The sequence below is a fragment of the Paraburkholderia sp. BGA-UO-ETr-F12 genome (genome assembly GCF_059567945.1).
This window is the reverse complement of record NZ_JCAQOZ010000018.1, coordinates 25,032-48,578: the sequence shown is the minus strand read 5'-3', so window position 1 is coordinate 48,578 and position 23,547 is coordinate 25,032. Positions and strand designations below refer to the sequence as shown.

Below are 23,547 nucleotides of genomic sequence, written 5' to 3'. Positions count from 1 at the left end.
ACCGCCGTACAACCACATGAAAACGATTGTTCTTGGCGGCGGCGTGATCGGCGTCGCCACCGCGTTTTATCTGCGCCAGCAAGGCTGCGATGTCACCGTGATCGAGCGCGAGCCGGACGTCGCGCTCTCAACCAGCTTCGGCAACGCCGGTGTCATCGCGCCGGGCTATGTGACGCCGTGGGCCGCGCCCGGCATGCCGGCCAAGATCTTCAAGTATCTGTTCAAGCCGGCCTCGCCGCTGATCTTCCGCCCTACTCTCGACCCGGCTCAATGGCGCTGGATCATGCGCTGGCTACGCGAATGCGATCTTGAACGCTTTCGCGTCAACAAGCAGCGCATGCAACGCATCGCCTATTACAGCCGGGAGTGTCTGCACGAATTCCGCGCCCGTCATCCGTTCGACTATGGCCGCAGTCAGGGCTATCTGCAGTTATTCCGCAGCGAATACGATGTGGAGCTAGCGCAGCCGGCGTTGGCGGTGCTGCGCGACGCGGGCATCGCGTACCGTGAAGTCAGCGCCGCGCAGTGTGTCGAGATCGAACCGGGTCTGCGCTGGGCCCGCCAGACGCCGCTCTCCGGCCTCTATCTCCCCAACGACGAAGCCGGCGATTGCGCCCGCTTCACCCGTGAACTGCGGGCGATCTGCGAGCGCAACGGCGTGCGGTTTCGCTTCGATACCCGCGTGAGTTCGCTCGACGTGCGAGGCGGTGCGGTGCATGCGGTCAATCTCGAAAGCGAGCGCGGCAGTGAGACATTGCAAGCGGATGCCGTGGTGGTGACGCTGGGGGTCGACAGCGCGACGTTGCTCGCGCCGCTCGGCGTGAAGGTGCCGCTCTACCCGGTGAAAGGCTACTCGGCCACGCTGCCCATCACCGACGAAGAAAAAGCCCCGCTGGCGGCGCTGATGGACGAATCGTTGAAAACGGCGATCACGCGTTTTGGCAACAACCTGCGCGTGGCCGGCACGGCTGAGCTTGGCAATCGCCAGACAACCCTGCGCGAGCAAGCCTTGCAGACGCTGATGAAGGTACTCAGCGACTGGTTTCCGCACGCGGCCAATCCGACCTCCGCGCACTTCTGGGTCGGCCGCCGGCCCATGACGCCCGATGGCGCGCCGTTGCTCGGGCCGTCCGGCGTGGACAATCTCTGGCTGAACGTCGGACATGGGTCGACGGGTTGGGCGATGTCGATGGGCTCGGGCCGGGTGGTCGCGGATTTGATCACGCAGCGCAAGCCGGAGATCGACCTGGACGGGCTCACTTTGAACCGCTACCGCAAATAAAAGCGCGTCGCGAAGACGGAAAAGCCGGGTCACCCTCTCAGATGCCCGGCTTTGTTTTTTACCGCTTTGGGGGTACCGCTTATGTACCGCTTTGTCGTCTCCACCTCGTCCTGCAAGCATTAGCCGGTTTCCGCGTTATCACGCGGAAACCGGCAGCAATCGAGTTGCATGGGACCAAAGCAAGTGCTGAAGCACTAACTCTGGTCACAGAGACGTTAGCGCGGCAGTTCCGAATGCCCCATCAGGAATGCATCGACCGAACGTGCGCACTGACGGCCTTCGCGAATCGCCCACACCACCAGCGACTGGCCACGACGCATATCGCCCGCGGTGAAGACCTTGTCCACCGAGGTGTAGTACGCCTTGTCACCCTCGGTCGACGCACGCACGTTGCCGCGCGCATCCTTGTCCACACCGAACGCCTCAAGCACCGGCGACACCGGTTGCGTGAAGCCCATGGCCAACAGCACCAGATCCGCCTTCATTTCGAATTCCGAGTTCGGCACTTCCTGCATCTTGCCGTCCTTCCATTCGACGCGCGCGGCGATCAGCTTTTCGACCTTGCCGTTCTTGCCTTCGAGACGCTTGGTGGCGACCGCCCAGTCACGCGAGCAGCCTTCGTCATGCGAGGACGAGGTGCGCAGCTTGATCGGCCAGTACGGCCATACGAGCGGCTTGTTCTCTTCTTCCGGCGGTTGCGGCAGCAGTTCGAATTGCGTGACGCTCTTCGCGCCATGACGATTCGACGTGCCGACGCAGTCCGAACCCGTATCGCCGCCACCGATCACGACCACATGCTTGCCCTTGGCGAGCAACTGGTTCGCGACCTTGTCGCCGGCATTGACCTTGTTCTGCTGCGGCAGGAATTCCATCGCGTAGTGGATGCCTTCCAGCTCGCGGCCCGGCACCGGCAGATCGCGCGGCGTTTCCGAACCGCCCGCGATCACCACGGCGTCGAACTGTTCTTTCAGTTCGGCCGGCGTGATGGTTTCCTTCGCCGTGTTGCCGATATGCGCCGGCAACGAATCCGCCTTGCCGACGAACACGTTGGCGCGGAACGTCACGCCTTCAGCTTCCATCTGACGCATGCGGCGGTCGATCAGCCACTTTTCGAGCTTGAAGTCGGGGATGCCGTAACGCAGCAGGCCGCCAATCCGGTCGTTCTTTTCGAACACCGTGACATCGTGCCCCGCGCGCGCGAGTTGCTGCGCGACCGCCAAACCAGCGGGGCCGGACCCGACCACAGCGACCTTCTTACCGGTCTTGTGCTTCGGCGGCTGCGGCGCGACCCAGCCTTCAGCCCAGGCCTTGTCGATGATCGCGTGTTCGATCGACTTGATGCCGACCGGGTCGTTGTTGATGCCGAGCGTGCAGGCCGCTTCGCACGGCGCCGGGCAGATGCGGCCCGTGAACTCCGGGAAGTTATTGGTGGAGTGCAGCACTTCAATCGCGTTCTTCCAGTCCTGATGGAACACCAGGTCGTTGAAGTCCGGGATGATGTTGTTCACCGGGCAGCCGTTGTTGCAGAACGGGATGCCGCAGTCCATGCAACGCGCGCCCTGAATCTTGGCTTCTTCGTCAGTCAATGCCGCGACGAATTCCTTGTAGTGCTTCACACGCGTGAGCGGAGCTTCATACGCCTCGTGGCGGCGCTCATACTCGAGAAAACCGGTTGCCTTGCCCATGTGGTTCTCTTCTCTATCTGTATCAGGTGGGGTGATCTACACCCGCCGCGCGGACCGGGATGCGGCCGGCGCGGCGGGTACGGCTAGTTGTGACTGTGACGTCTGCGGTGGCAGGATCAGGCGGCGAGCACTTCCTTGTTCGCCTTCTTCGCGGCCATCTCGCCCAGCGCGCGCTTGTATTCGGTCGGGAATACCTTCACGAACTGACGGCGCGACGCGTCCCAGTTTTCGAGCAGCGCCTTTGCACGCGGCGAACCCGTGAACTGGAAGTGACGTTCGATGAGCCCCTTGAGCAGCGCTTCGTCGGTCGTGCCGCTGTGCCACAGGCCCTTGTCGACCGTGCGTTCCTGTTCGGCCTGCTGCAAGACCGGATCGAGCGCGACCATCGACTTGTTGCACTTGCCCGCGAACGTGTTGTCCGGATCGAACACGTAGGCAATACCGCCCGACATACCGGCCGCGAAGTTACGGCCCGTTTCGCCGAGCACGACCACCGTGCCGCCCGTCATGTATTCGCAACCGTGGTCGCCCGTGCCTTCGACGATCGCCGTCGCACCCGAGTTGCGCACGCAGAAACGCTCGCCGGCAACGCCGCGGAAGAACGCTTCGCCTTCGATCGCGCCGTACATCACCGTGTTGCCGCAGATGATGTTTTCTTCCGACTTGCCGCGGAAATCGTTGGTCGGACGGATGATGATGCGGCCACCCGACAGGCCCTTGCCGACGTAGTCGTTACCGTCGCCGACCAGATCCAGCGTGACGCCTCGTGCGAGGAACGCGCCGAAGCTCTGACCCGCGGTGCCCTTCAACTGGATGTGAATCGTGTCGTCAGGCAGACCGTCGTGGCCGTACTTCTTCGCGATCGTGCCGGACAGCATCGCGCCGACCGTACGGTTCACGTTGCGCACCGGCTGGATGAACGAGACGTGCTCGCCCTTCTCGATCGCGGCCTTCGATTTTTCGATCAGCACGTGATCCAGAGCGCGGTCGAGACCGTGGTCCTGCACGTCGACGTGCTTGCGCGCCACGTCCGCTGCGACTTGCGGCTGATAGAACACGCGCGAGAAATCGAGACCCTTCGCCTTCCAGTGCTCGATGCCCTTCTTCATGTCCAGCAGTTCGGCGTGGCCGATCAGGTCGTCGAATTTACGGATGCCCAGTTGCGCCATGATTTCGCGCGCTTCTTCCGCAACGAAGAAGAAGAAGTTGACGACGTGCTCCGGCTGGCCCTGGAACTTCGCGCGCAGCACCGGATCTTGCGTTGCGACGCCGACCGGGCACGTGTTCAAGTGGCACTTGCGCATCATGATGCAGCCTTCGACGACGAGCGGCGCCGTCGCGAAGCCGAATTCGTCCGCGCCGAGCAGCGCGCCGATCACGACGTCGCGGCCGGTCTTCATCTGACCGTCGGCCTGCACGCGGATACGGCCGCGCAACTGGTTGAGCACCAGCGTTTGCTGCGTTTCCGCCAGACCCAGTTCCCACGGCGTGCCGGCATGCTTCACCGACGACAGCGGCGATGCACCCGTGCCACCGTCATGGCCGGCGATCACGACGTGATCGGCCTTCGCCTTGGCGACACCCGCGGCCACCGTGCCGACGCCCGATTCCGACACCAGCTTCACCGACACGCTGGCCGCCGAGTTGGCGTTCTTCAGATCGTGAATCAGTTGCGCCAGATCTTCGATCGAATAGATGTCATGGTGCGGCGGCGGCGAAATCAGGCCGACGCCCGGCACCGAGTAACGCAGCTTGCCGATATATTCCGACACCTTGTGGCCCGGCAACTGACCGCCTTCGCCCGGCTTCGCGCCTTGCGCCATCTTGATCTGGATCTGATCGGCCGACGCGAGGTATTCCGCCGTCACGCCGAAACGGCCCGACGCCACCTGCTTGATCTTCGAGCGCAGCGAATCGCCTTCCTTCAGCGGAATATCGACGATCACTTCGTCGCCGATCACCGACTTCATGGTGTCGCCGTTCTTGATCGGAATGCCGCGCAGTTCGTTGCGATAACGGTTCACGTCCTCGCCGCCTTCGCCGGTGTTCGACTTGCCGCCGATGCGGTTCATCGCAACCGCCAGCGTGGCGTGGGCTTCAGTCGAGATCGAGCCCAGCGACATCGCGCCGGTGGCGAAACGCTTGACGATTTCCTTCGCCGGTTCGACTTCGTCGAGCGGGATGGCCTTGGCCGGGTCGAGCTTGAACTCGAACAGGCCGCGGAACGTCATATGGCGCTTAGTCTGATCGTTGATCAGATGCGCGTATTCCTTGTACGTCTGATACGAATTGCTGCGCGCCGAGTGTTGCAGCTTGGCAATCGCATCCGGCGTCCACATATGTTCTTCGCCGCGCACGCGATACGCGTACTCGCCGCCCGCGTCGAGCATGTTCGCAAGGATCGGGTTGTCGCCGAACGCATCGCGATGCAGACGGATCGCTTCTTCCGCGACGTCGAACAGGCCGATCCCGCCGACCTTCGACGAGGTGCCCTTGAAGTACTTCGACACCAGATCTTCCGCCAGACCCACCGCTTCGAAAATCTGTGCGCCGGTGTACGACATGTAGGTCGAAATGCCCATCTTCGACATGACCTTCTGCAGGCCCTTGCCGACTGCCTTGGTGAAGTTGTAGACCGCCTTTTCCGCCGACAGGTCGCCCTTCAGGCCGCTTGCCAACTGGGCCAGCGTTTCCATTGCGAGGTACGGGTGCACGGCTTCCGCGCCGTAGCCCGCGAGCAGCGCGAAGTGGTGCGTCTCACGCGCCGAGCCGGTTTCCACGACCAGACCCGCGCTGGTGCGCAGACCGTGTTGCACGAGATGCGTGTGGATCGCGGCCGTGGCGAGCAGCGCCGGGATCGCGACGTTGTCGCGGTCGGTCTTGCGGTCCGACACGATCAGCATGTTGTAGCCGGACTTCACCGCGTCCACGGCTTCCGCGCACAGCGACGCCAGACGGGCCTCGATGCCTTCCTTGCCCCATGCCACCGGATAGCAGATGTTCAGTTCGTACGAGCTGAACTTGCCGCCTGTGTACTGATCGATCGCGCGGATCTTGGCGATGTCCTTGAAGTCGAGCACCGGCTGCGACACTTCGAGACGCATCGGCGGGTTGATGTTGTTCGTGTCCAGCAGGTTCGGCTTCGGACCGACGAACGACACCAGCGACATCACCATGTTTTCACGGATCGGGTCGATCGGCGGGTTCGTGACTTGCGCGAACAGTTGCTTGAAGTAGTGATAGAGCGTCTTGTTCTTGTTGGACATGACCGCGAGCGGCGAGTCGTTGCCCATCGAACCGACCGCTTCTTCGCCGGCTTGCGCCATCGGCGCCATCAGGAACTTGAGGTCTTCCTGCGTGTAGCCGAACGCCTGCTGGCGATCCAGCAGCGCCGCGGCTTCGCGGCGTTCCGTCTGGACGTCTTCGGCCTTCGCCTCGATTTCGTCGAGCTTGATGCGCACGGCGTCAATCCAGCTTTTGTAGGGCTTGGCGTTGGCGAGGTTGTCCTTCAGTTCCTTGTCGTCGATGATGCGGCCGTGTTCCATGTCGATCAGGAACATCTTGCCCGGCTGCAGACGCCACTTCTTGACGATCTTCGACTCGGGGATCGGCAACGTGCCGGCTTCCGACGCCATGATGACCAGGTCGTCATCCGTAACGATGTAGCGCGCCGGGCGCAGGCCGTTACGGTCGAGCGTGGCGCCGATCTGACGGCCGTCGGTGAAGGCGATCGCGGCGGGGCCGTCCCACGGTTCCATCATCGCGGCGTGGTATTCGTAGAACGCGCGGCGGTTGTCGTCCATCAGCGTGTGCTGTTCCCACGCTTCCGGGATCATCATCATCACTGCGTGGACGAGCGGGTAGCCGGCCATCACCAGCAGTTCGAGACAGTTGTCGAACGAGGCGGTGTCCGATTGGCCCGGATAGATCAGCGGCCACAGCTTCGGCAGATCGTCGCCGAGCACGTGCGAGGCGATCGCGCCGGTGCGGGCGTTCAGCCAGTTGACGTTGCCCTTCACCGTGTTGATTTCGCCGTTGTGGGCGATCATGCGGTACGGGTGAGCCAGTTCCCATGCCGGGAACGTGTTGGTCGAGAAGCGTTGGTGCACCAGTGCCAGCGCCGACACCGTGCGTTCGTCCTGCAGGTCGCGGTAGTACACGCCGACCTGGCCGGCCAGCAACAGGCCCTTGTAGACCACCGTGCGCGCCGAGCACGACGGCACGAAGTATTCCTTGCCGTGCTTGAGCTTGAGCGCCTGAATGCGGTGGCTCGCCGTCTTGCGGATCACGTACAGCTTCCGCTCGAGCGCGTCGGTCACCATGATGTCCTTGCCGCGGCCGATGAAGATCTGGCGGATCAGCGGCTCGCTCGCCTTGACGGTGGGCGAAATCGGCATGGTGTGGTCGACCGGCACATCACGCCAGCCGAGCACCACCTGACCTTCTGCCTTCACCGTGCGTTCCAGTTCCTGTTCGCAGGCCAGACGCGAAGCGTGTTCCTTCGGCAGGAAGACCATGCCGACGCCATATTCACCGTGCGGCGGCAGCACAACGCCCTGCTTGGCCATTTCTTCACGATAGAAACCGTCCGGAATCTGGATCAGGATGCCCGCGCCGTCGCCCATCAGCGGATCGGCGCCGACGGCGCCCCGATGGTCGAGGTTCTCGAGAATCTTCAGGCCCTGCTCGATGATCTCGTGGCTTTTCTTGCCCTTGATGTGAGCGACGAAGCCGACGCCACAGGCGTCATGTTCGTTTTGCGGGTCGTACAGACCCTGCGCGGCGGGAACCGGGTGAGTCGGTTGCTGGTGGTCGTTCATGGGGACACCGTCTGTGAGGGGCCGGACAGGCCGTTAAACCGTTTTTCTATTGCCGCAGTTCGCACCGCAACCACGTCGGCGACTTCGTACGCTTGATCCCGCGCGTCTCGGAAAGTGCCGGAATTCGGAATATACGCGACGAATCAATGGAATAGCAAATAAAACATGATGATTAGACCCCAATTATCAGATTGGTGCATTGCGGCTATTTTTTATTGGTGCCACATCAAAAAGGTGCAAAAGAAAACGGCATGCGAAGATGCCGTTTCGATACAGCCCTTTGATGCGAAACGCTTTATTGCGTCTGCGGCGTTTCGCGGACCTTGCGCGGCCGCCCGCGCGGCAGCGGCGAAACGCGCCGGTTGGCAGCCCGCGCCGCCCATTCGCGATAGGTATCGCTGCCCAGAACCCAACCTTTCAAGGTGGCCTGCTGAAGCTGGCTGGCTTCGCGCTCGTCGAGCGGCTGCTCGCACAACTCACGGTAGGCCCGCTGTCGTTCGAACGGCGTGTTGCCGAGCGACCAGTACAGCGGATGGTCCGTAATCAGGCTGTCGAGCGTCAGGCCGATGTGGTGGCGGTAACTCGACCAGCGATAGTCCTCGGGTGCGCTGACGAGCCCGGTACGCACTGGGCACATCTCGACGACCCGGCTCGCGAGCAGGAAGTAGCGCTCGCCTTCGATCACCGTGGCGCGATAGCGTCCTTCCCAAAGGGTGCCGCGCCGCGCGTAACGCCGGTTGAAGTGAGCCACATAGCGGCGCCCCACCGCCTGCATCGCCTTCGGCAGGCTCGACTCTTCAGTCGGCGTGACGAGCAGTTGCACAGCGCCGGGCATCAACGCATACGCGTGGATGGACAAGTGATGGTCGCGCGAAGCCGCTTTCAGGCAGTCGATGAAAAGCTCGTAGTCCTGGTCGTCGACAAATGCGGGCTGCTGATCGAGTCCACGGAGGATGACGTGCTGCGGCTGGTCAGGAACATAAAGACGTGCAAGCCGTGCCATGCTGGAGTATCCAATAGTCGCGTTGGTACATACCCGAAGGTCCAAACAACCGCGCGCGCCCGGGGTTCGGCGCAGCGCGGCTAAGCCGGAAACCGCGCGGAGCCTAGGGAGAAAGCTCTAGCCGCCGCGTATGGTTTGTTTCAAACGTTGTAGTCATAATGAGCGGGCCTTTTCTGGAGGAGCACATATGAAATTAAAACAGGCCGTAACGGGGATCGCGGCGCTCGCCTGCATGACGGCAGCACACGCGCAATCGGCCGGAAGCTTTTACGTTACGACAGGCTGGTTCCATCTTGCGCCTCAATCAAGTAGCCAACCGTTGAGAGTAACGAGCATAGGCGGCAGTCCAACCAACATCACAGAACCCAACACCGGCGCATCACTCAGTTCAGCCGACACGCTCGGCTTCACAGCCGGCTACTTCGTCACTGATCACATCGCAACCGAATTCGTGATCGGGGTCCCGCCTTCGTTCGACCTGAACGGCACGGGCAGCCTCGAACAATTCGGCAAGATCGGTCAGGCGAAACAGTGGAGCCCGACTCTGCTGTTCAAGTACTACTTCAATGCTCCAACCGCTTCGTTCCGCCCGTATCTCGGCATTGGTGTGAGCCGTATCTGGTTCACCGACGAGAAGATCACCAACGGCGCATTCGAAGCAGGTGTTCTGCATGGTCCGACCAGCGTCTCCACGGATAGTTCGTGGGAGCCGGTGTTTAATGCGGGTTTCACCTATGCGTTCAACCAGCACTGGTTCGCGGGCGTGTCGATCTCGTACCTGCCGCTCAGCACGACCGCCAAGCTGAACACCGCCGCAAACACCCCGGTCGGTACGCTGAACGTGCAGTCGCAAACCAAGATCAAGCTGAACCCGATCGTTTCCTACGTCAACATCGGTTACCGTTTCTAACGCGTCAAGAAATTGGGGCCGTTGAGTTAGGGTAGTCGAATTTTCGTGGCTTGGACAACGCCGTCAAATATCCATTGGATCCAATGACGGCGTTTTTCGTGTTTCTCGCGCGCCAGGAGGCCGCCCGCGGTCTTATCGTCCGCTCGGCCAGGGCACCCGGCGAGTAGGCGTAAGCGTTTGTAAATTTGACCCGCTGTCCAGCCGGCTCGTGCAATATCTGCTGAGGAATAGGAGTCTGCGTCACGGTGCCTTCGGGGCCGCAGGTTAGGCACCGAAGTTGCGTACCTGTGGTTTTCCCCACATGGCAGCAACGTGTAAGTGCCGTGACAGCGCGGAACCCTTTCACCCTCATCGACGGAGCGACCATGACAGCACTTCCGAACACACGAGACGCCCTCGGCGAATCCTGGACCACCACCAGTCGCCGTGCGCGACGTATCGCCCGCCATAGCCGCCATGCGGCTGAAGACATCGCAGGCGAACTGCGCACGCTGATGTCGGAACTCGAATCCACCCTGGCAGACGGTACTCAGGCCGACGCCGTGGCGCTGCGCAGCAAACTGCGCAAACAACTCGACGCCGCGCGCGCCCGCCTGAACGACACCCGTGAGGCCGTGCGCGAGCGCGCCGAGGTCGCGATGGCCGACGCCGACGACTACGTGCGCGAAAACCCGTGGCAGACGATTGCGATCGTAGGCGGCGTTGCGTTGATCGCAGGGGCCCTGCTGGCGTCGCGACTGCGCTAGGCGGCTAGCACACAGGCAGGTCGCGACAAGCGGTGAGATCGGCCCCGGCCGATCAGTTGTCGTCGATCACGAACAGCCGCTGATACTCCTTTACCGCGTACCGATCTGTCATCCCCGCGATGTAGTGGGCGATCAGGCGCGGCTGCCGAGACGCGTCCGCGGACTGATAGCCCGGCGGCAACAGCCGGGGATCGTCCGTGAACGCGTCGAACAGGCCGGTCACCACGCGGCGCGCCTTGTTGGCCATGCGCATGACGCGATAATGCCGGTACAGGTTTTTGAACAGGAAGCGCTTGAGCGCTGAAGCCTGCGCGGCGATTGCTTCGCTATGGGCGACCAGCGGCGGCGTTGCGCGCACCGCGTCCACCGAGTCGGGTGCGTACTTCGCAAGATTGAGCGAAGTCGTATCGATCAGATCGACGATCAGCGTATTGATAATGCGGCGCACAGTCTCGTGGATCAGCCTGCGCCCCTCGATCTGCGGGAAGTCGCCACGCGCCGCCACATAATGCGTTTGCCATAACTCCACTTCGGCAAGCTGCTCCACCGTGAGCAGGCCTGAGCGCAAGCCATCGTCGACATCGTGATTGTTGTAGGCGATTTCGTCGGCGACATTGGCGATCTGTGCCTCGATGGAAGGCTGCCGCCCTTCCAGAAAGCGCTCGCCCAGCGCGCCGAGCCGCCGAGCGTTCTCGCGGGAGCAGTGCTTGAGAATACCTTCCCGGGTTTCGAAGCAGAGGTTCAGCCCGTTGAACGCGCCGTAATGCTCCTCCAGATCGTCGACCACCGCGAGGCTTTGCAGGTTGTGCTCGAAGCCGCCATGTTCGCGCATGCATTCGTTCAGCGCATCCTGCCCTGCGTGGCCGAACGGCGTGTGGCCAAGATCGTGCGCCAACGAAATGGCTTCGACGAGGTCCTCGTTGACGCGCAGATTGCGGGCAACCGAACGGGCGATCTGCGCGACTTCGAGACTGTGCGTGAGGCGCGTGCGAAACAGATCGCCCTCGTGATTCACGAACACCTGGGTTTTGTACTCGAGCCGGCGGAATGCCGTCGAGTGGACAATGCGGTCGCGATCGCGCTGGAATTCGGTGCGCGCGCTCGGCGCGGCTTCGGGATAACGGCGCCCGCGCGACTGGGCGGAATGCGCCGCATACGGCGCGAGATGCGCTTCGAGTGCTTCTGGCGATGGCACGCCGCTCACGGGCGTGCCTGCCGGGTCATGCTTTACATCGTCGCTGCGCCTGTCTGTCACCGGATTCTCCGAAACATGGGCGGCGCCTCGTGACGCTGGTGCCTATTGCCTTGCCTTGCTACCAGGCCCTCGCCGGATCGGTCTAGACGGCGGCGGCCAGCGTGGCGTGCACCTCGGCGTCGGGCGCCTGGGTGATGAGCGTCTCACCGAAACGCTTCAGCAGAATGAATTTGATCGCACCGGCTTCCGCCTTCTTGTCGACCCGCATGAGTTCGACGTACCGCGCATCGCCCAGCGCAGGCGCCCGGGTGGGCAAATGCGCCGCAACGATCACGTCGACCAGGCGCTTGCGCGCGGCTTCGTCGAGATAGCCCATGCGTACCGACAGGTCCGCCGCCATCACCATCCCGCAGCCGACCGCTTCTCCGTGCAGCCATTCGCCGTAGCCGAGCCCGGCTTCGATCGCATGACCAAACGTGTGACCGAAATTGAGGATTGCGCGCAGGCCGCCTTCACGCTCGTCCTGCGCCACGACCGACGCCTTGATCTCGCACGAGCGCTTGACCGCCTCGGCCAGCGCTTCGGGTTCGCAACGATTGAGCGCCTCGACGTTCGCCTCGATCCAGGTGAAAAAGCCGGCGTCGGCAATCGCGCCGGTCTTGATCACTTCGGCGACGCCGGCTGCCAGCTCGCGCGCCGGCAGCGTGCGCAGCGCGCCGATGTCGGCGATCACGGCCTGCGGCTGGTAGAACGCACCGATCATGTTCTTGCCAAGCGGATGGTTGATGCCGGTCTTGCCGCCTACCGACGAATCGACTTGCGACAGCAAGGTGGTCGGCACCTGGATGAACGGCACGCCGCGCATATAGCAAGCCGCGGCAAACCCCGTCATATCGCCAATCACGCCGCCGCCGAGAGCGATCAGCGTGGTCTTGCGATCGGCGCGTGAGCCCAGCAGCGCGTCGAAAATCAGGTTCAGCGTTTCGAGGTTCTTGTACGCCTCGCCGTCCGGCAAAACGACCGTGGACACCTGCTTGCCGAGCGGCGCGAGTGCCGCGCGCAGCGTGTCGCCATAGAGCGGGTCGACTGTGGTGTTCGTGACGATCGTGACCGAACTGCCGCCGATATGCGGCGCGAACAACGCGGTCTGGCCGATCAGATCGGCACCGATATGGATGGGGTAGGCACGCTCGCCCAGTTCGACATTGACGGTAATCATACGATCCATTATGACGCAGGATGTTTGGCGACGCCGGCCATCTCGAGCTGCATCAGAACCATGTTGACGAGTCCGTTGACTGAAGGCCGGCCGGTTTCGATCACAAAGTGCGCGCATTCCCGGTATAGCGGATCGCGCACTTCGTAGAGCGCTTCGAGGCGCGCTTTGGGGTCTTCGGTCTGCAAAAGCGGGCGATTCTTGTCGCGCCGGGTGCGCAGCCACAAATCGTGCGGATTGGCGCGCAAATAGATCACTACGCCCCGATTTTGCAGCGCTTCGCGGTTTTCCGGCCGCAGCACCGCGCCGCCGCCCGTAGCCAGCACGATGTTGTCGCGCCCGGTCAGCTCGGAAATCACGTGCGCCTCGCGGTCGCGAAAGCCCGCTTCGCCTTCCAGCTCGAAGATCACGGGGATGCGCGCGCCCGTGCGCGCTTCGATTTCATGATCGGAATCGAAGAACGGGCGATCGAGACGGCGCGCAATGGCCCGGCCCACGGTGGTTTTGCCCGCCCCCATGAGCCCTACAAAAAATACATTGGCGTGTGCGTCCCGCGCTTGCAACGGTGTCCTCTGGCTAATCCGGTATGGTTCGTGCCGCAGCTTACTGGCAAAGCGGCTGCCTTGTCGAGCCTGCGGGCTGCCGCTAAACAGCGGCGCCAGCGTGCCCCTAATTTGTCTGAACGACGCGCGGCGTGATGAAAATTGCCAGTTCACTGCGCTGGTCCCGATGGGCCCGATGGCGAAAAAGCGCCCCTAAAACGGGTATTTTGCCCAGGACCGGCACCCGCGTCACATCGTCCCGGTCGTCGGTCGCGTAAATTCCGCCGATCGACACCGTACCACCATCTTCGACTTCGACGCGCGTTTGTACGTGTTTGGTGTTGATCGCGGGCCCGGCGTCGGTCTGCTCGCCAACGCTGTCTTTGGCGACATCGAGGTCCAGCACCACTCTGCCGTCCGGCATGATTTGCGGCTCGACCTCCAGTTTGAGCGTGGCGCGGCGAAACTGCACACCCGACACGCCCTGCCCCACTTTCGCCTGATAGGGCAGCTCGGTGCCCTGCTCGACGACCGCTTTCATCCGGTCTGCCGTCACGACCCGGGGACTCGAAACGATTTCGCCACGCCCTTCGGCCTCCAGCGCGCTAAGTTCGATGTTCAGGAGCCGCGTCGCCCCCGCCGCGAACAAGGTCAGCCCGGCGGTGGCGGCGTCAAAACCCGAAATGGGCCGCGCCGACAGATCGTAAACGGTGCCGTCCGCGCCACCTGTCAAGCCTCGGGCGGTACCGTCGGCGTTGGTGGTCGCCATGGAAAGCCGCACGCCGAGGTTACGCGAAAAGCCATGCTCGCCCTCGACGATGCGCGCCTCGATCAACACTTGACGCGTCGGCCGGTCAACGGACGCAAGCAACGCACTGATTTGCGCAAGACGGCCTTCGAGGTCGGTGACGAACAGCAGGTTGGTGCGCGGATCGGCGGTCGCGGCGCCGCGTTTGGATAGCACGCGTTGATTTCCGGCGCCGGTCAGCAGGCGCCGCACGTCTTCGGCACGCGCGTAATGCAGCTCGAACGTGCGGCTCGCGAGAGGCTCAAGATCGGCGGCTCTTGCGTGTGCTTCGAAACGCTGCCTTTCACGCGCGGCCAGCTCCGCGATCGGCGCGACCCAGATCACGTTGCCACGGCGCTCCATTGCCAGCCCGTTGACATCGAGCAAGGTGTCGAACGCGGTGCGCCATGGCACCTTGTCGAGTCGCAACGAGACGGCGCCGCGCACCCTCTCGCTCGCGACGATGTTCAGCCCTGTGAACTGGGCAAACGCGTTGAGCACCGCGCCGAGTTCGGCGCGCTGAAAGTTAAGCGAGATCGGTTTGCCGTCGGCTGCGAGTTGGGTATCCGCGGGCGTTTTGGGTGCATCGCTCAGGCGCGCAAGTGGAGGCAGCGGCACCGGCGGCCCTTCGAGCGCCGTGGCTGCGCCGCCATCGGCCGCCGGCGACCCTTCTTGCCGTTGCGAAGACGCCGTGGCATTCGCGGCTCCGGTGAGGTCGTTGACAGATTCGATTCCGGTGCTTGCCGTTGCTCGCGATACGCCACCTTCATCGACAGGCTCGTCGCGAAACGGGTTGGCCACTTCAGCGCCGACGCCGCGCGGCAGCGGCGGTATTCCGTATCGGGCATCGGACGGCGCGATGGTGTCGTCGATCGGCATGTAGCCGGGCAGCGGCGGGAGCGAAGCGTGCGCATTACCGGCGCCTATCGCCATGCCGGCGACGAGGATGGCAAAGAGGCGGCAAGCGAGGTTGCGAGCGAGGTTGCGAACCGGCTTGCCACGCGGACTACAAAACGCGCGTCCACGCACCGATGCTGGCAAACTCAAGCGCACGCCAGAGCCAGCATGCACATGAACCGCAGCGCGCGAAACCCTCAGGCCGGGCGACTTTGTCAGCCTCATCAAGACGCCTCCGTGAGTGCCAGCGTGCGCGTCGCGCCGCCATTAGCCAAAGTGACGCCAAACATGTCGAGGTGCGTAACGCGTTCGGCTCCGAGTTGCTGGCCGAACACGGCCGTGGTTGCGCCCTCCGGCGTATCGAGCAGAGCGAGTCCGCGAATGCGATCGTGCATCAAGCCGACCAGGCGCAGTTCAGAAGCATCGACTTGCGGTTCGCCGGACGCGAGCATCTGCGCGAGCGCGAATGGGTCGAAGAACACGATGTCTTCTTCGTCATCCGAATCGAGACTCTCGTCGACCAACGCGTCTGTAGCGGTAGTTGACGGCACGGGCCTCAGCGCACTGAAGACATGCAGCGTTGCCTTCACCGTTAGCGAAACCGCATCGCGGTTGACCGTCACGTCGACGGGAACAATCAGTACCGGCAGGTCCGACAGGCCGCGCAGAAATGCCATCAGGTGAACGAAATCAGTGTGCGCGGTGAGTTGTACAGGACGCATGCTTTCGGCACCCGAGCCGTTGGCCGCCCCGGGTTCCAGCGAGAGCAACGAGACGCCGTTCTGCAGCGCGAGTTCGGACACGATTCGAACCTCGTCCGCCGAGCTCCACGATGCGGGCAACCGTGCGCTCATGCCGGCCGCGGCTTCCCGGCGCAACGCGGGCAATTGCGCCTGCGCGCGGCGCGCATCCGCGAGTTGCCGGGTGGCCGCGCCCAATGCCGCACGACTCGCCTCGAGCCCACCAAGATCGGCCACGATCCAGCCGTGGGCTCCCAGTCCAAATACCACCGCGGCAATCAGCAACGCGACCGTCCAACGGCGCCGCCGGCTCCAGACAGCGAGCGGCAAACGCACGCGCTTGATCCAATGGGACAAGGAGAACCGCGCGCTTGCCGCGCCGCCGAACCCGACAAAAGTCGCACTCATTTCGCACCTCGTGATTGTTCAGACTTCATGGGACGTTGCGCCGCCGTACCGGCCTGTTGGGTTGTTTTCGTCGGCGGACTGCCCCAGCGCAGATGCGCTCCAAATTCGATCGGGCCGCTCACACCGCCCGCGGCGACCGCACCAGTGCGCGGCGTCGAGCGATGCAGGTCGTTCACCTCCGCACCTTGCACGCCGCGGATTGCGCTCAGGCGTTTGAGCCACTCGGCCGACGCGATATGCCCGCGTGAGGTCGCCAGCAGTTCGGTCTCATGCTCGCGCTGGCGCAACTGCTGCAGCACGACGCCGTCGCCGGGTTCGAAACTCAATGCATCCAGCAGATCGCGCAAATGCGTAAGCGGCTCGGACAGGCTTACCGCGCGCGCCACGCCTTTACGCTGTTCGTCTTGCTCCCGCAGCAATCTGGCGTGCTCCGCGAGCGGCGCAGCCAGTTGCGCGAGTGCTTGATCGGTCGACGCGCGCTGCGCAACGAGTCGCGCCCTTTCGAATGCCTGCCACCCAATCAACGCGAGCACAGCCGCAAGACCGGCAAACGCCGCGGCGGCCCCTTCGAGCAGACGGCGCCGGTATGCGAGCCGCGTATTGCGTTGCCTGTACGGCAGCAGATTGAAGCCTCCGAGCCACAGCTGCGCGAAGCGGGCGCCGCGCCTCGAAGCCTGCATGTTTGGGCCAGCCGCATCCAAGGCGGGGCGCCGCAGAGCGCGCATCATTCGAGCACCCCGCGCACTGCAAGCCCGAATGCGACGGCCGCGGCAGGCTCGTGCAACAACGGATCGTGCAGTTCACGTGCGAGCCCGCCAAGCGCCGCGCATTCGAACGGCAGCACAGTGCAGCCCAGTACGTCGGCAATATCCGCAAGCGAGAAACCCACACCGTCGAGCAAATCGACCTCTCCGCTCAACAGCGCGCAGTCGATTGCGGGACCTTGAACGAGATCGCGCAACGCGTCGGCGAGATCCGCGTGCTCGGGTGCGGGGTAACGCATTTCACCCGCCACGCAGTCGTCGACTATGCGCCAGCCGTAGACGCCGTCTGTACCGATCCACAGCGCGACATAGGGCTCGTGCGGCTCGAGTTCGTGGCTCGCCGCATAGCGCATTGCGCGCAAGGCTGCATGCGGCTCGCCGTCTATCGCGGTGAGCGAGATACCGGCGCTCGCCGCGCATTCGATACGTGCTTCGAGATGCTGGCGAGCGGTGGCGGCGATCGTCACGCAACGCACCGGCGAAGGCGTCTCGTCGACGAACCAGTCGACGGCCAGCGCATGCCGCTCGAGGCCGGCGATGCGCTCGACTTCGCTCATCACCGCCGGCTCGAGTTCGGCCAGTTCATGGCCGCCGTCCTGCGAGCAACCGGCGAGTTCGGCGAGCCGTGTGAGCGGCACAGTGGCGGTCAAGGTGGCAGAGGCAGGCAACGCCATCGCGCAGCGCAAAGCGTGCGGCGCACACGCGCGTGGCAGACCCGCGAACGCATCACGCAACGCACGCGCCACTGCAAGGCGGTCGGCGATCTCGGTACCGGCCATCGCGCCCGCACCGAGCGGCACGGTGCTCGCATATTCGATATGCAGCGCGGCACCTGTGCGCGAATGCCGGCTCACCACGATCAGACGCACCGCCTGTGAACCTAGATCGATTCCCGCAGCAAACCGCTGCGCCCCGAGTCGCACATCTTGAAGCCACGAATTTTTGAACGTCATCACGCCCTCCCTGACACTCACGCGACGAACTATTCGAACGCGGGTAACGAGAAGGAATTGTGCGCAGCCGCGCCGCCGCGCGACACTCAGCCAAATGGCTAACGTTGCGCGACGCGTGCCCCGCGTGCGATCAAAGCGTCTACAGTGAAGTCATTCCTGCGCGGCGCAGCGACTTGTCAAGAACTGTCAGTAAGCCTGCCGAAAGCTGAAAAGCGGGGCGGCTATAATCGCGGGACTGTTTTTTGGTATCCATATGCAATCCACGTCTCCTACGTCCCCGCCGCCCGCGCCGCAGAAGCGCAAACGCCCCTTGTGGCTCAAGCTCATCATGGGCTTTGTGGGTCTGATCGTCGCCGGCATCCTGTGCGTGCTGCTGGTGCTGGGTTACGCGCTGGTCGTGGCAACGCCGAACCTGCCGTCGCTCGACGCGCTAACCGACTACCGGCCGAAGGTGCCCTTGCGCATCTATACGGCCGATCATGTGCTGATCGGCGAATTCGGCGAAGAGCGGCGCGATATCGTCCACATCCAGGACGTGCCCGACAGTCTGAAGAAAGCGGTGCTGGCAATCGAAGACGCGCGCTTCTACGATCACGGCGGCGTCGACCTCACAGGCATCGCGCGAGCCGGCTTCGTCGCGCTGACCAACGGTCATGCCACGCAAGGCGCCAGCACGATCACCATGCAGGTGGCGCGCAACTTCTTTCTTTCGAGCGAGAAAACCTACACGCGCAAGATCTACGAGATGCTGCTTGCCTACAAGATCGAATCGAAGCTGACGAAAGATCAGATTCTTGAGGTGTACATGAATCAGATCTATCTCGGTCAGCGCGCGTATGGCTTCGCGAGCGCGGCGCGCGTGTACTTCGGCAAGGATCTGAAGGATCTGACACTGGCGGAATCCGCCATGCTGGCGGGCCTGCCGAAGGCGCCGTCGGCGTATAACCCGGTGGTCAATCCGAAGCGCGCGAAGATCCGCCAGGAGTACATCCTGCAGCGTATGTACGAATTGCACTACATCACCCAGGAACAGTACGACGAGGCCAGCAAGCAGCCGCTAGTCGTCAAGGGTGCGGGCAAGGAGTTCAGCGTGCACGCGGAGTACGTCGCGGAAATGGTGCGGCAGATGATGTACGCGCAATATCGCGAGGAAGCGTACACGCGCGGGCTGAATGTCGTGACCACCATCGACTCGGCCGATCAGGACGTGGCTTACCGGGCGCTGCGCAAGGGTCTCATGGACTACGAGCGGCGTCACGGCTATCGCGGCCCGGAAGCATTCATCGATCTGCCGTCCGATGCGGATGACCGCGAACAGGCTATCGACGACGCGCTGCTCGAGCATCCCGACAACGGCGAAATCATCGCCGCGGTGGTGACCTCGGCGAGCCCGAAGCAGGTGCAGGCCACTTTCATCGACGGCAACGTCGCGACCATTCAGGGCGATGGCCTGCGCTTCGCGCAGTTCGCGCTCGGCCCGCGTGCGCAGCCGAATCAGCGCGTGCGGCCCGGCGCAATTGTTCGCCTTGTGAAGGACGACGACGGCAACTGGTCGATTACCCAGTTGCCGCAAGTGGAAGGCGCGTTCGTTTCGGTGGTGCCGCAAGATGGCGCGATTCGCGCGCTGGTCGGCGGGTTCGACTTCAACAAGAACAAGTTCAACCACGTCACTCAGGCGTGGCGTCAGCCGGGTTCGAGTTTCAAGCCGTTCATCTACTCGGCCTCGCTCGAAAAGGGGCTCGGACCGGCCACGGTGATCAATGACGCGCCGCTCTTTTTCAGCGCCGCGGAAACGGGTGGCCAGGCGTGGGAACCGAAGAACTATGGCGGTGGCTTTGACGGTCCTATGACCATGCGCACCGCGCTGCAGAAGTCGAAGAACCTCGTATCGATTCGCATCCTGAACCAGATCGGCACGAAGTACGCACAGCAATACATCACGCGTTTCGGCTTCGATGCGGACCGTCACCCGGCCTATCTGCCAATGGCGCTCGGCGCGGGTCTAGTCACGCCCTTGCAGATGGCCGGCGCGTTCTCGGTATTCGCGAACGGCGGCTATCGCGTCAACCCCTATCTGATCGCTGAAGTCACCGATCAGCGCGGTATCGTCGTGGCGCACGCGCAACCGCTGGTCGCCGAGCAGAGTGCGCCGCACGCGATCGAGCCGCGCAATGCGTACGTGATGAACAGCCTGCTGCAAAGCGTCGCGCAACGTGGCACGGGCGCGAAAACCAATGTGCTCAAGCGTACCGATCTCGGCGGCAAGACCGGCACGACCAACGATTCGCGCGATGCATGGTTCGCCGGCTATCAGCACACGCTTACCGCCATCGCCTGGATCGGCTACGACAACCCGCGCAGCCTCGGCGATCGGGAAACGGGTGGCGGCCTCGCGTTGCCGGTGTGGATCGACTACATGGCGCGCGCGCTCAAAGGCGTGCCGGAATACAAGATGCCGATGCCCGACGGCGTGACCGAATTGGGTTCGGAACTGTATTTCGACGACTTCACGCCGGGCCACGGCTTCATCGCCACCGTCGGCATCAGTCAGGCGGCACTGGATGCCGACGCGAGCGGCGCGTCAGCGGCGGCGCCCGAGCAGGTCGGCGAGCAGGAAAAGCAGGACATCATGAATCTGTTCCGCGGCCACTAAACGCTTGAGTGGCCAGAAAAAGAAAACCGCCGCGCTCGATGCGCGGCGGTTTCATTTGGGCGATCTATTCAGCACTCTTTCCGACGTTTATTTCCGCGCCGGTTCAGGTCGCCATTTCGACGATCCTTCTCGCACAACGCTTACGCCTGGAAGTGAACTGGTTCGCCGGCCTGCTGCGTCGCGTACTCCGACAGCGCGGCGAAAAACTCCGTGCCGCTGCGCGTATCGCGCCACTCGCCGTCGACGAAACGGAAGTGGAATCCACCCGCCTTTGCGGCGATCCAGATCTCGCTCATCGGCGGCTGCAGATTGACGATGATCTTCGAGCGGTTCTCGAATTCGAGGGTCAGGACATTGCCGCTGCGCTCGAGTTCGATGTCGGCTTCCGTGTCGTCGAGCGCGCGTTCGATGGCGGCTAGCGCGGCTTCCGCGCGGGTCAGGTAATCACTATCGGACATGCTAAACTCCATCGATTATTTATACAGGGACAGTCATGCGAGTCGTATCTCGGATGCGCGCGGCGGCGCCCGGCCGCGCGATTGTAGCGGGTTTAGCCATTCTCGCAGGTTGTGCACTTGCCGGCTGCGGACAACGCGGTTCGCTCTATTTGCCCACCGTGCCGCCGCTACCGGCCAAGCCGATCGATCGCACGCAACTGCCGCCGGCAGCAACATCGGGTGAAGTGAAACCGGGTGCGCAAAGCGCCTCCCCGACGGGTGAGATACCTGATACCTCCGGTGCGCCGCTCTCGTTGTCGCCGGATACCGAACTTGCCGCGCCGCCCGCGTCTGCCGCCTCCGCTGCTATGCCTGCGCAACCTGCCTCTGCCGCCACTCCCGTTCAATAAGACTTTCGCATGACTCGATCCGCATTTGACTACGTCGACGGCGTGCTGCACGCCGAGGGCGTGTCCGCCGTCTCACTCGCCGAGCAGTTCGGCACGCCGCTGTACGTCTATTCGCGCGCCGCGCTCACCGAAGCGTGGAATGCCTATGCAGGCGCTTGCGCCGGTCGCCGCGCGACGGTGCACGTCGCCGTCAAGGCCAATAGCAATCTCGCGGTGCTGAATGTGTTCGCGCGCCTCGGCGCCGGCTTTGACATCGTGTCGGCCGGCGAACTGGCACGCGTGCTGGCCGCGGGCGGCAAAGCGGAAAACACCGTATTTTCCGGCGTCGGCAAGCACGCGGACGAGATGCGCCAAGCTCTCGCGGCAGGCGTCAAATGCTTCAACGTCGAGTCGATTCCCGAACTCGATCGCCTGAATGCAGTCGCCGCGGAAATGGGCAAAAAAGCACCCGTTTCGTTGCGGGTGAATCCTGACGTCGACGCGAAAACGCATCCGTATATCTCCACCGGCCTGAAGTCGAACAAGTTCGGCGTCGCGTTCGACGAAGCACGCGCTACCTATCAAGCCGCTGCCGCGATGACGCATCTCGAGGTGGTCGGCATCGACTGCCATATCGGCTCGCAGATCACCGAGGTCGCGCCCTATCTGGATGCGGTCGACAAGGTTCTCGAACTGGTCGAACAGATCGAGCAGGACGGCGTGAAGATTCGCCACATCGACGTAGGTGGTGGGCTCGGCATCACGTACGACGACGAAACCCCGCCGGAGATCGGCGAGTTCGTGCGCACCGTACTGGATCGCATCGAAGCGCGTGGCCACGGGCATCGCGAGGTGTACTTCGAGCCGGGCCGCTCGCTGGTCGGCAATGCAGGTGTGCTGCTGACACGCGTCGAGTTTCTGAAGCCAGGCGCGGAAAAGAATTTCGCCATCGTCGACGCGGCGATGACCGATCTTGCCCGCCCTGCGATGTACGAGGCCTATCACGCGATCGATGCCGTCGTTAAGCGCGACGTGCCTGCGCATGTGTACGACGTGGTCGGCCCGGTTTGCGAAAGCGGCGACTGGTTGGGCCGCGAGCGTCTGCTCGCAGTCGAACCGGGCGATCTGCTGGCGATTCGCTCGGCTGGCGCATATGGCTTCGTGATGAGCTCGAACTACAACACCCGTCCGCGTGCGGCCGAGGTGATGGTTGATGGTACACAGGCGTATGTTGTTCGTGCTCGCGAAGAGGTCAAGCAACTGTTTGCGGGTGAAACGATTCTGCCGGCGTAAACGTCTGAATTCGCCAGAACGCGTCAGAATTTAAACAGCAGCATGAAAAAAAGGCGATGCCGAAATGGCATCGCCTTTTTCATTGGCACGCTCGGCACTTGGCGACGTTGGTCAGCGCGCCTTTAACCTTCGCTCGCGCAGCCATAGGATCAAACGCCATCCCAACAACGCAACCATGATCGCGCCGTAAATCTTCGGCAAAACCAGGTCATGCTTGCCCGCCTTCATCCACCAGAAGTGCAGGATCGCCAGCGCTCCGATCACATAGATTGCGCGATGCAAGGCCTGCCAGCGGCGTCCAAGTTTGCGCACCATCGCGCGCGGCGACGTAACGGCCAACGCGATCAGCAGCACGAACGCGGCAAAGCCTACGGTGATGAATGGACGTTTGCCGATATCCTTCAGAATCGCGGCAACATCGAACCACTTGTCGAACCAGAGGTACGTAGTGAAATGGAGCGTCGCGTAGAAGAACGCGTACAGGCCCAGCATCCGGCGAAAACGGACCAAAGCAGGGATACCGGTCAGGCGGCGCAACGGCGTCACAGATAACGTGATGCACAGAAAGACGAGCGTCCACAATCCCGTCGAGCGCGTGATGAACTCGATCGGATTCGCACCCAGCCGATCGGTCATGCCGAACAGCACGATGCGCGCGAGCGGATACCACGCCGCGATAAACACCGCGATTTTGGCCGGCACGATCCAGCGCGCGCCACTGGCAGGGCGCTTTGCCGCGACCGTAGCCGACGCCGACGTCGACGTCGCTCGCCGGCTCCCACGTTCGGTTGATGGCGTAACAGGTTGTGTTTCAGAAGCCATGCTCA

At 63.0% G+C, this 23,547-nt stretch carries 18 protein-coding genes; 6 read left to right on the top strand and 12 right to left on the bottom strand.

Features of this window, described 5'->3' with window-relative positions; genetic code table 11:
- The first annotated feature begins 16 nt into the window (after positions 1–16).
- Positions 17–1,282, top strand: a complete 1,266-nt coding sequence (locus AC57B6_RS07215) for a D-amino acid dehydrogenase (RefSeq protein ID WP_496420920.1) — start codon at positions 17–19, stop codon at positions 1,280–1,282.
- Between the two features lie 215 nt (positions 1,283–1,497).
- Here AC57B6_RS07215 and AC57B6_RS07210 read toward each other — a convergent pair whose 3' ends face one another.
- The 3 genes from AC57B6_RS07210 to AC57B6_RS07200 form a co-directional block, all read right to left on the bottom strand.
- On the bottom strand, positions 1,498–2,967 hold the full coding sequence (locus tag AC57B6_RS07210) for a glutamate synthase subunit beta (protein WP_028199611.1): 1,470 nt from the start codon (positions 2,965–2,967) through the stop codon (positions 1,498–1,500).
- 116 nt (positions 2,968–3,083) lie between these two features.
- Positions 3,084–7,787 (bottom strand): glutamate synthase-related protein, encoded by a 4,704-nt coding sequence (locus tag AC57B6_RS07205; RefSeq protein ID WP_028199610.1) that lies wholly within the window; start codon positions 7,785–7,787, stop codon positions 3,084–3,086.
- Positions 7,788–8,082: 295 nt separating this feature from the next.
- Positions 8,083–8,790 carry a transposase gene (locus tag AC57B6_RS07200; protein ID WP_028199609.1) on the bottom strand — a complete coding sequence of 236 codons (708 nt, stop codon included), beginning with the start codon at positions 8,788–8,790 and terminating at the stop codon, positions 8,083–8,085.
- Between the two features lie 187 nt (positions 8,791–8,977).
- On the opposite strand from AC57B6_RS07200, the gene AC57B6_RS07195 reads away from it, so the two are divergent.
- Complete coding sequence (locus tag AC57B6_RS07195) at positions 8,978–9,700, top strand: OmpW/AlkL family protein (RefSeq protein ID WP_028199608.1); 723 nt, start codon at positions 8,978–8,980, stop codon at positions 9,698–9,700.
- A gap of 365 nt (positions 9,701–10,065) precedes the next feature.
- Positions 10,066–10,446 (top strand): ElaB/YgaM/YqjD family protein, encoded by a 381-nt coding sequence (locus tag AC57B6_RS07190; protein WP_028199607.1) that lies wholly within the window; start codon positions 10,066–10,068, stop codon positions 10,444–10,446.
- A 52-nt stretch (positions 10,447–10,498) separates the two neighbouring features.
- On the opposite strand, the gene AC57B6_RS07185 is transcribed toward AC57B6_RS07190, so the two are convergent.
- From AC57B6_RS07185 to pilM, 7 genes are all read right to left on the bottom strand, one after another.
- Complete coding sequence (locus AC57B6_RS07185; RefSeq protein ID WP_030100659.1) at positions 10,499–11,701, bottom strand: deoxyguanosinetriphosphate triphosphohydrolase; 1,203 nt, start codon at positions 11,699–11,701, stop codon at positions 10,499–10,501.
- Positions 11,702–11,783: 82 nt separating this feature from the next.
- The gene (aroB, locus tag AC57B6_RS07180; RefSeq protein ID WP_042276723.1) at positions 11,784–12,860 is read right to left on the bottom strand and encodes a 3-dehydroquinate synthase; all 1,077 of its coding nucleotides are present in this window, start codon (positions 12,858–12,860) and stop codon (positions 11,784–11,786) included.
- Between the two features lie 8 nt (positions 12,861–12,868).
- Positions 12,869–13,420 (bottom strand): shikimate kinase, encoded by a 552-nt coding sequence (locus tag AC57B6_RS07175; protein ID WP_028199604.1) that lies wholly within the window; start codon positions 13,418–13,420, stop codon positions 12,869–12,871.
- A gap of 106 nt (positions 13,421–13,526) precedes the next feature.
- Positions 13,527–15,119, bottom strand: coding sequence for a type IV pilus secretin PilQ (locus AC57B6_RS07170; RefSeq protein ID WP_496420937.1), 1,593 nt, complete (start codon positions 15,117–15,119; stop codon positions 13,527–13,529).
- 188 nt (positions 15,120–15,307) lie between these two features.
- Positions 15,308–16,231 (bottom strand): hypothetical protein, encoded by a 924-nt coding sequence (locus AC57B6_RS07165; RefSeq protein ID WP_496420919.1) that lies wholly within the window; start codon positions 16,229–16,231, stop codon positions 15,308–15,310.
- Entirely contained in the window at positions 16,228–16,911 is a 684-nt protein-coding gene (locus AC57B6_RS07160; protein ID WP_046570101.1) for a hypothetical protein, read from the bottom strand. Before AC57B6_RS07160 ends, AC57B6_RS07165 begins: the two co-directional genes overlap by 4 nt.
- Positions 16,912–16,955: 44 nt before the next feature.
- Complete coding sequence (gene pilM, locus AC57B6_RS07155; protein WP_046567579.1) at positions 16,956–17,948, bottom strand: type IV pilus biogenesis protein PilM; 993 nt, start codon at positions 17,946–17,948, stop codon at positions 16,956–16,958.
- 253 nt (positions 17,949–18,201) lie between these two features.
- Here pilM and AC57B6_RS07150 point away from each other — a divergent pair, with 253 nt between their 5' ends.
- The gene (locus AC57B6_RS07150) at positions 18,202–20,601 is read left to right on the top strand and encodes a penicillin-binding protein 1A (RefSeq protein WP_028199599.1); all 2,400 of its coding nucleotides are present in this window, start codon (positions 18,202–18,204) and stop codon (positions 20,599–20,601) included.
- Positions 20,602–20,741: 140 nt separating this feature from the next.
- Here the strand turns inward: AC57B6_RS07150 and cyaY are convergent, their stop codons facing one another.
- Positions 20,742–21,059 (bottom strand): iron donor protein CyaY, encoded by a 318-nt coding sequence (cyaY, locus tag AC57B6_RS07145; protein ID WP_028199598.1) that lies wholly within the window; start codon positions 21,057–21,059, stop codon positions 20,742–20,744.
- Between the two features lie 35 nt (positions 21,060–21,094).
- On the opposite strand from cyaY, the gene lptM reads away from it, so the two are divergent.
- Both lptM and lysA read left to right on the top strand, forming a co-directional pair.
- Positions 21,095–21,448: an LPS translocon maturation chaperone LptM gene (gene lptM, locus AC57B6_RS07140; protein WP_144193629.1), complete on the top strand. Its 354-nt coding sequence runs from the start codon at positions 21,095–21,097 to the stop codon at positions 21,446–21,448.
- A 9-nt stretch (positions 21,449–21,457) separates the two neighbouring features.
- Positions 21,458–22,720, top strand: coding sequence for a diaminopimelate decarboxylase (gene lysA, locus AC57B6_RS07135; protein ID WP_030100651.1), 1,263 nt, complete (start codon positions 21,458–21,460; stop codon positions 22,718–22,720).
- A gap of 111 nt (positions 22,721–22,831) precedes the next feature.
- Here lysA and msrQ read toward each other — a convergent pair whose 3' ends face one another.
- Positions 22,832–23,542 (bottom strand): protein-methionine-sulfoxide reductase heme-binding subunit MsrQ, encoded by a 711-nt coding sequence (msrQ, locus tag AC57B6_RS07130; RefSeq protein ID WP_028199595.1) that lies wholly within the window; start codon positions 23,540–23,542, stop codon positions 22,832–22,834.
- Positions 23,543–23,547: the final 5 nt, after the last annotated feature.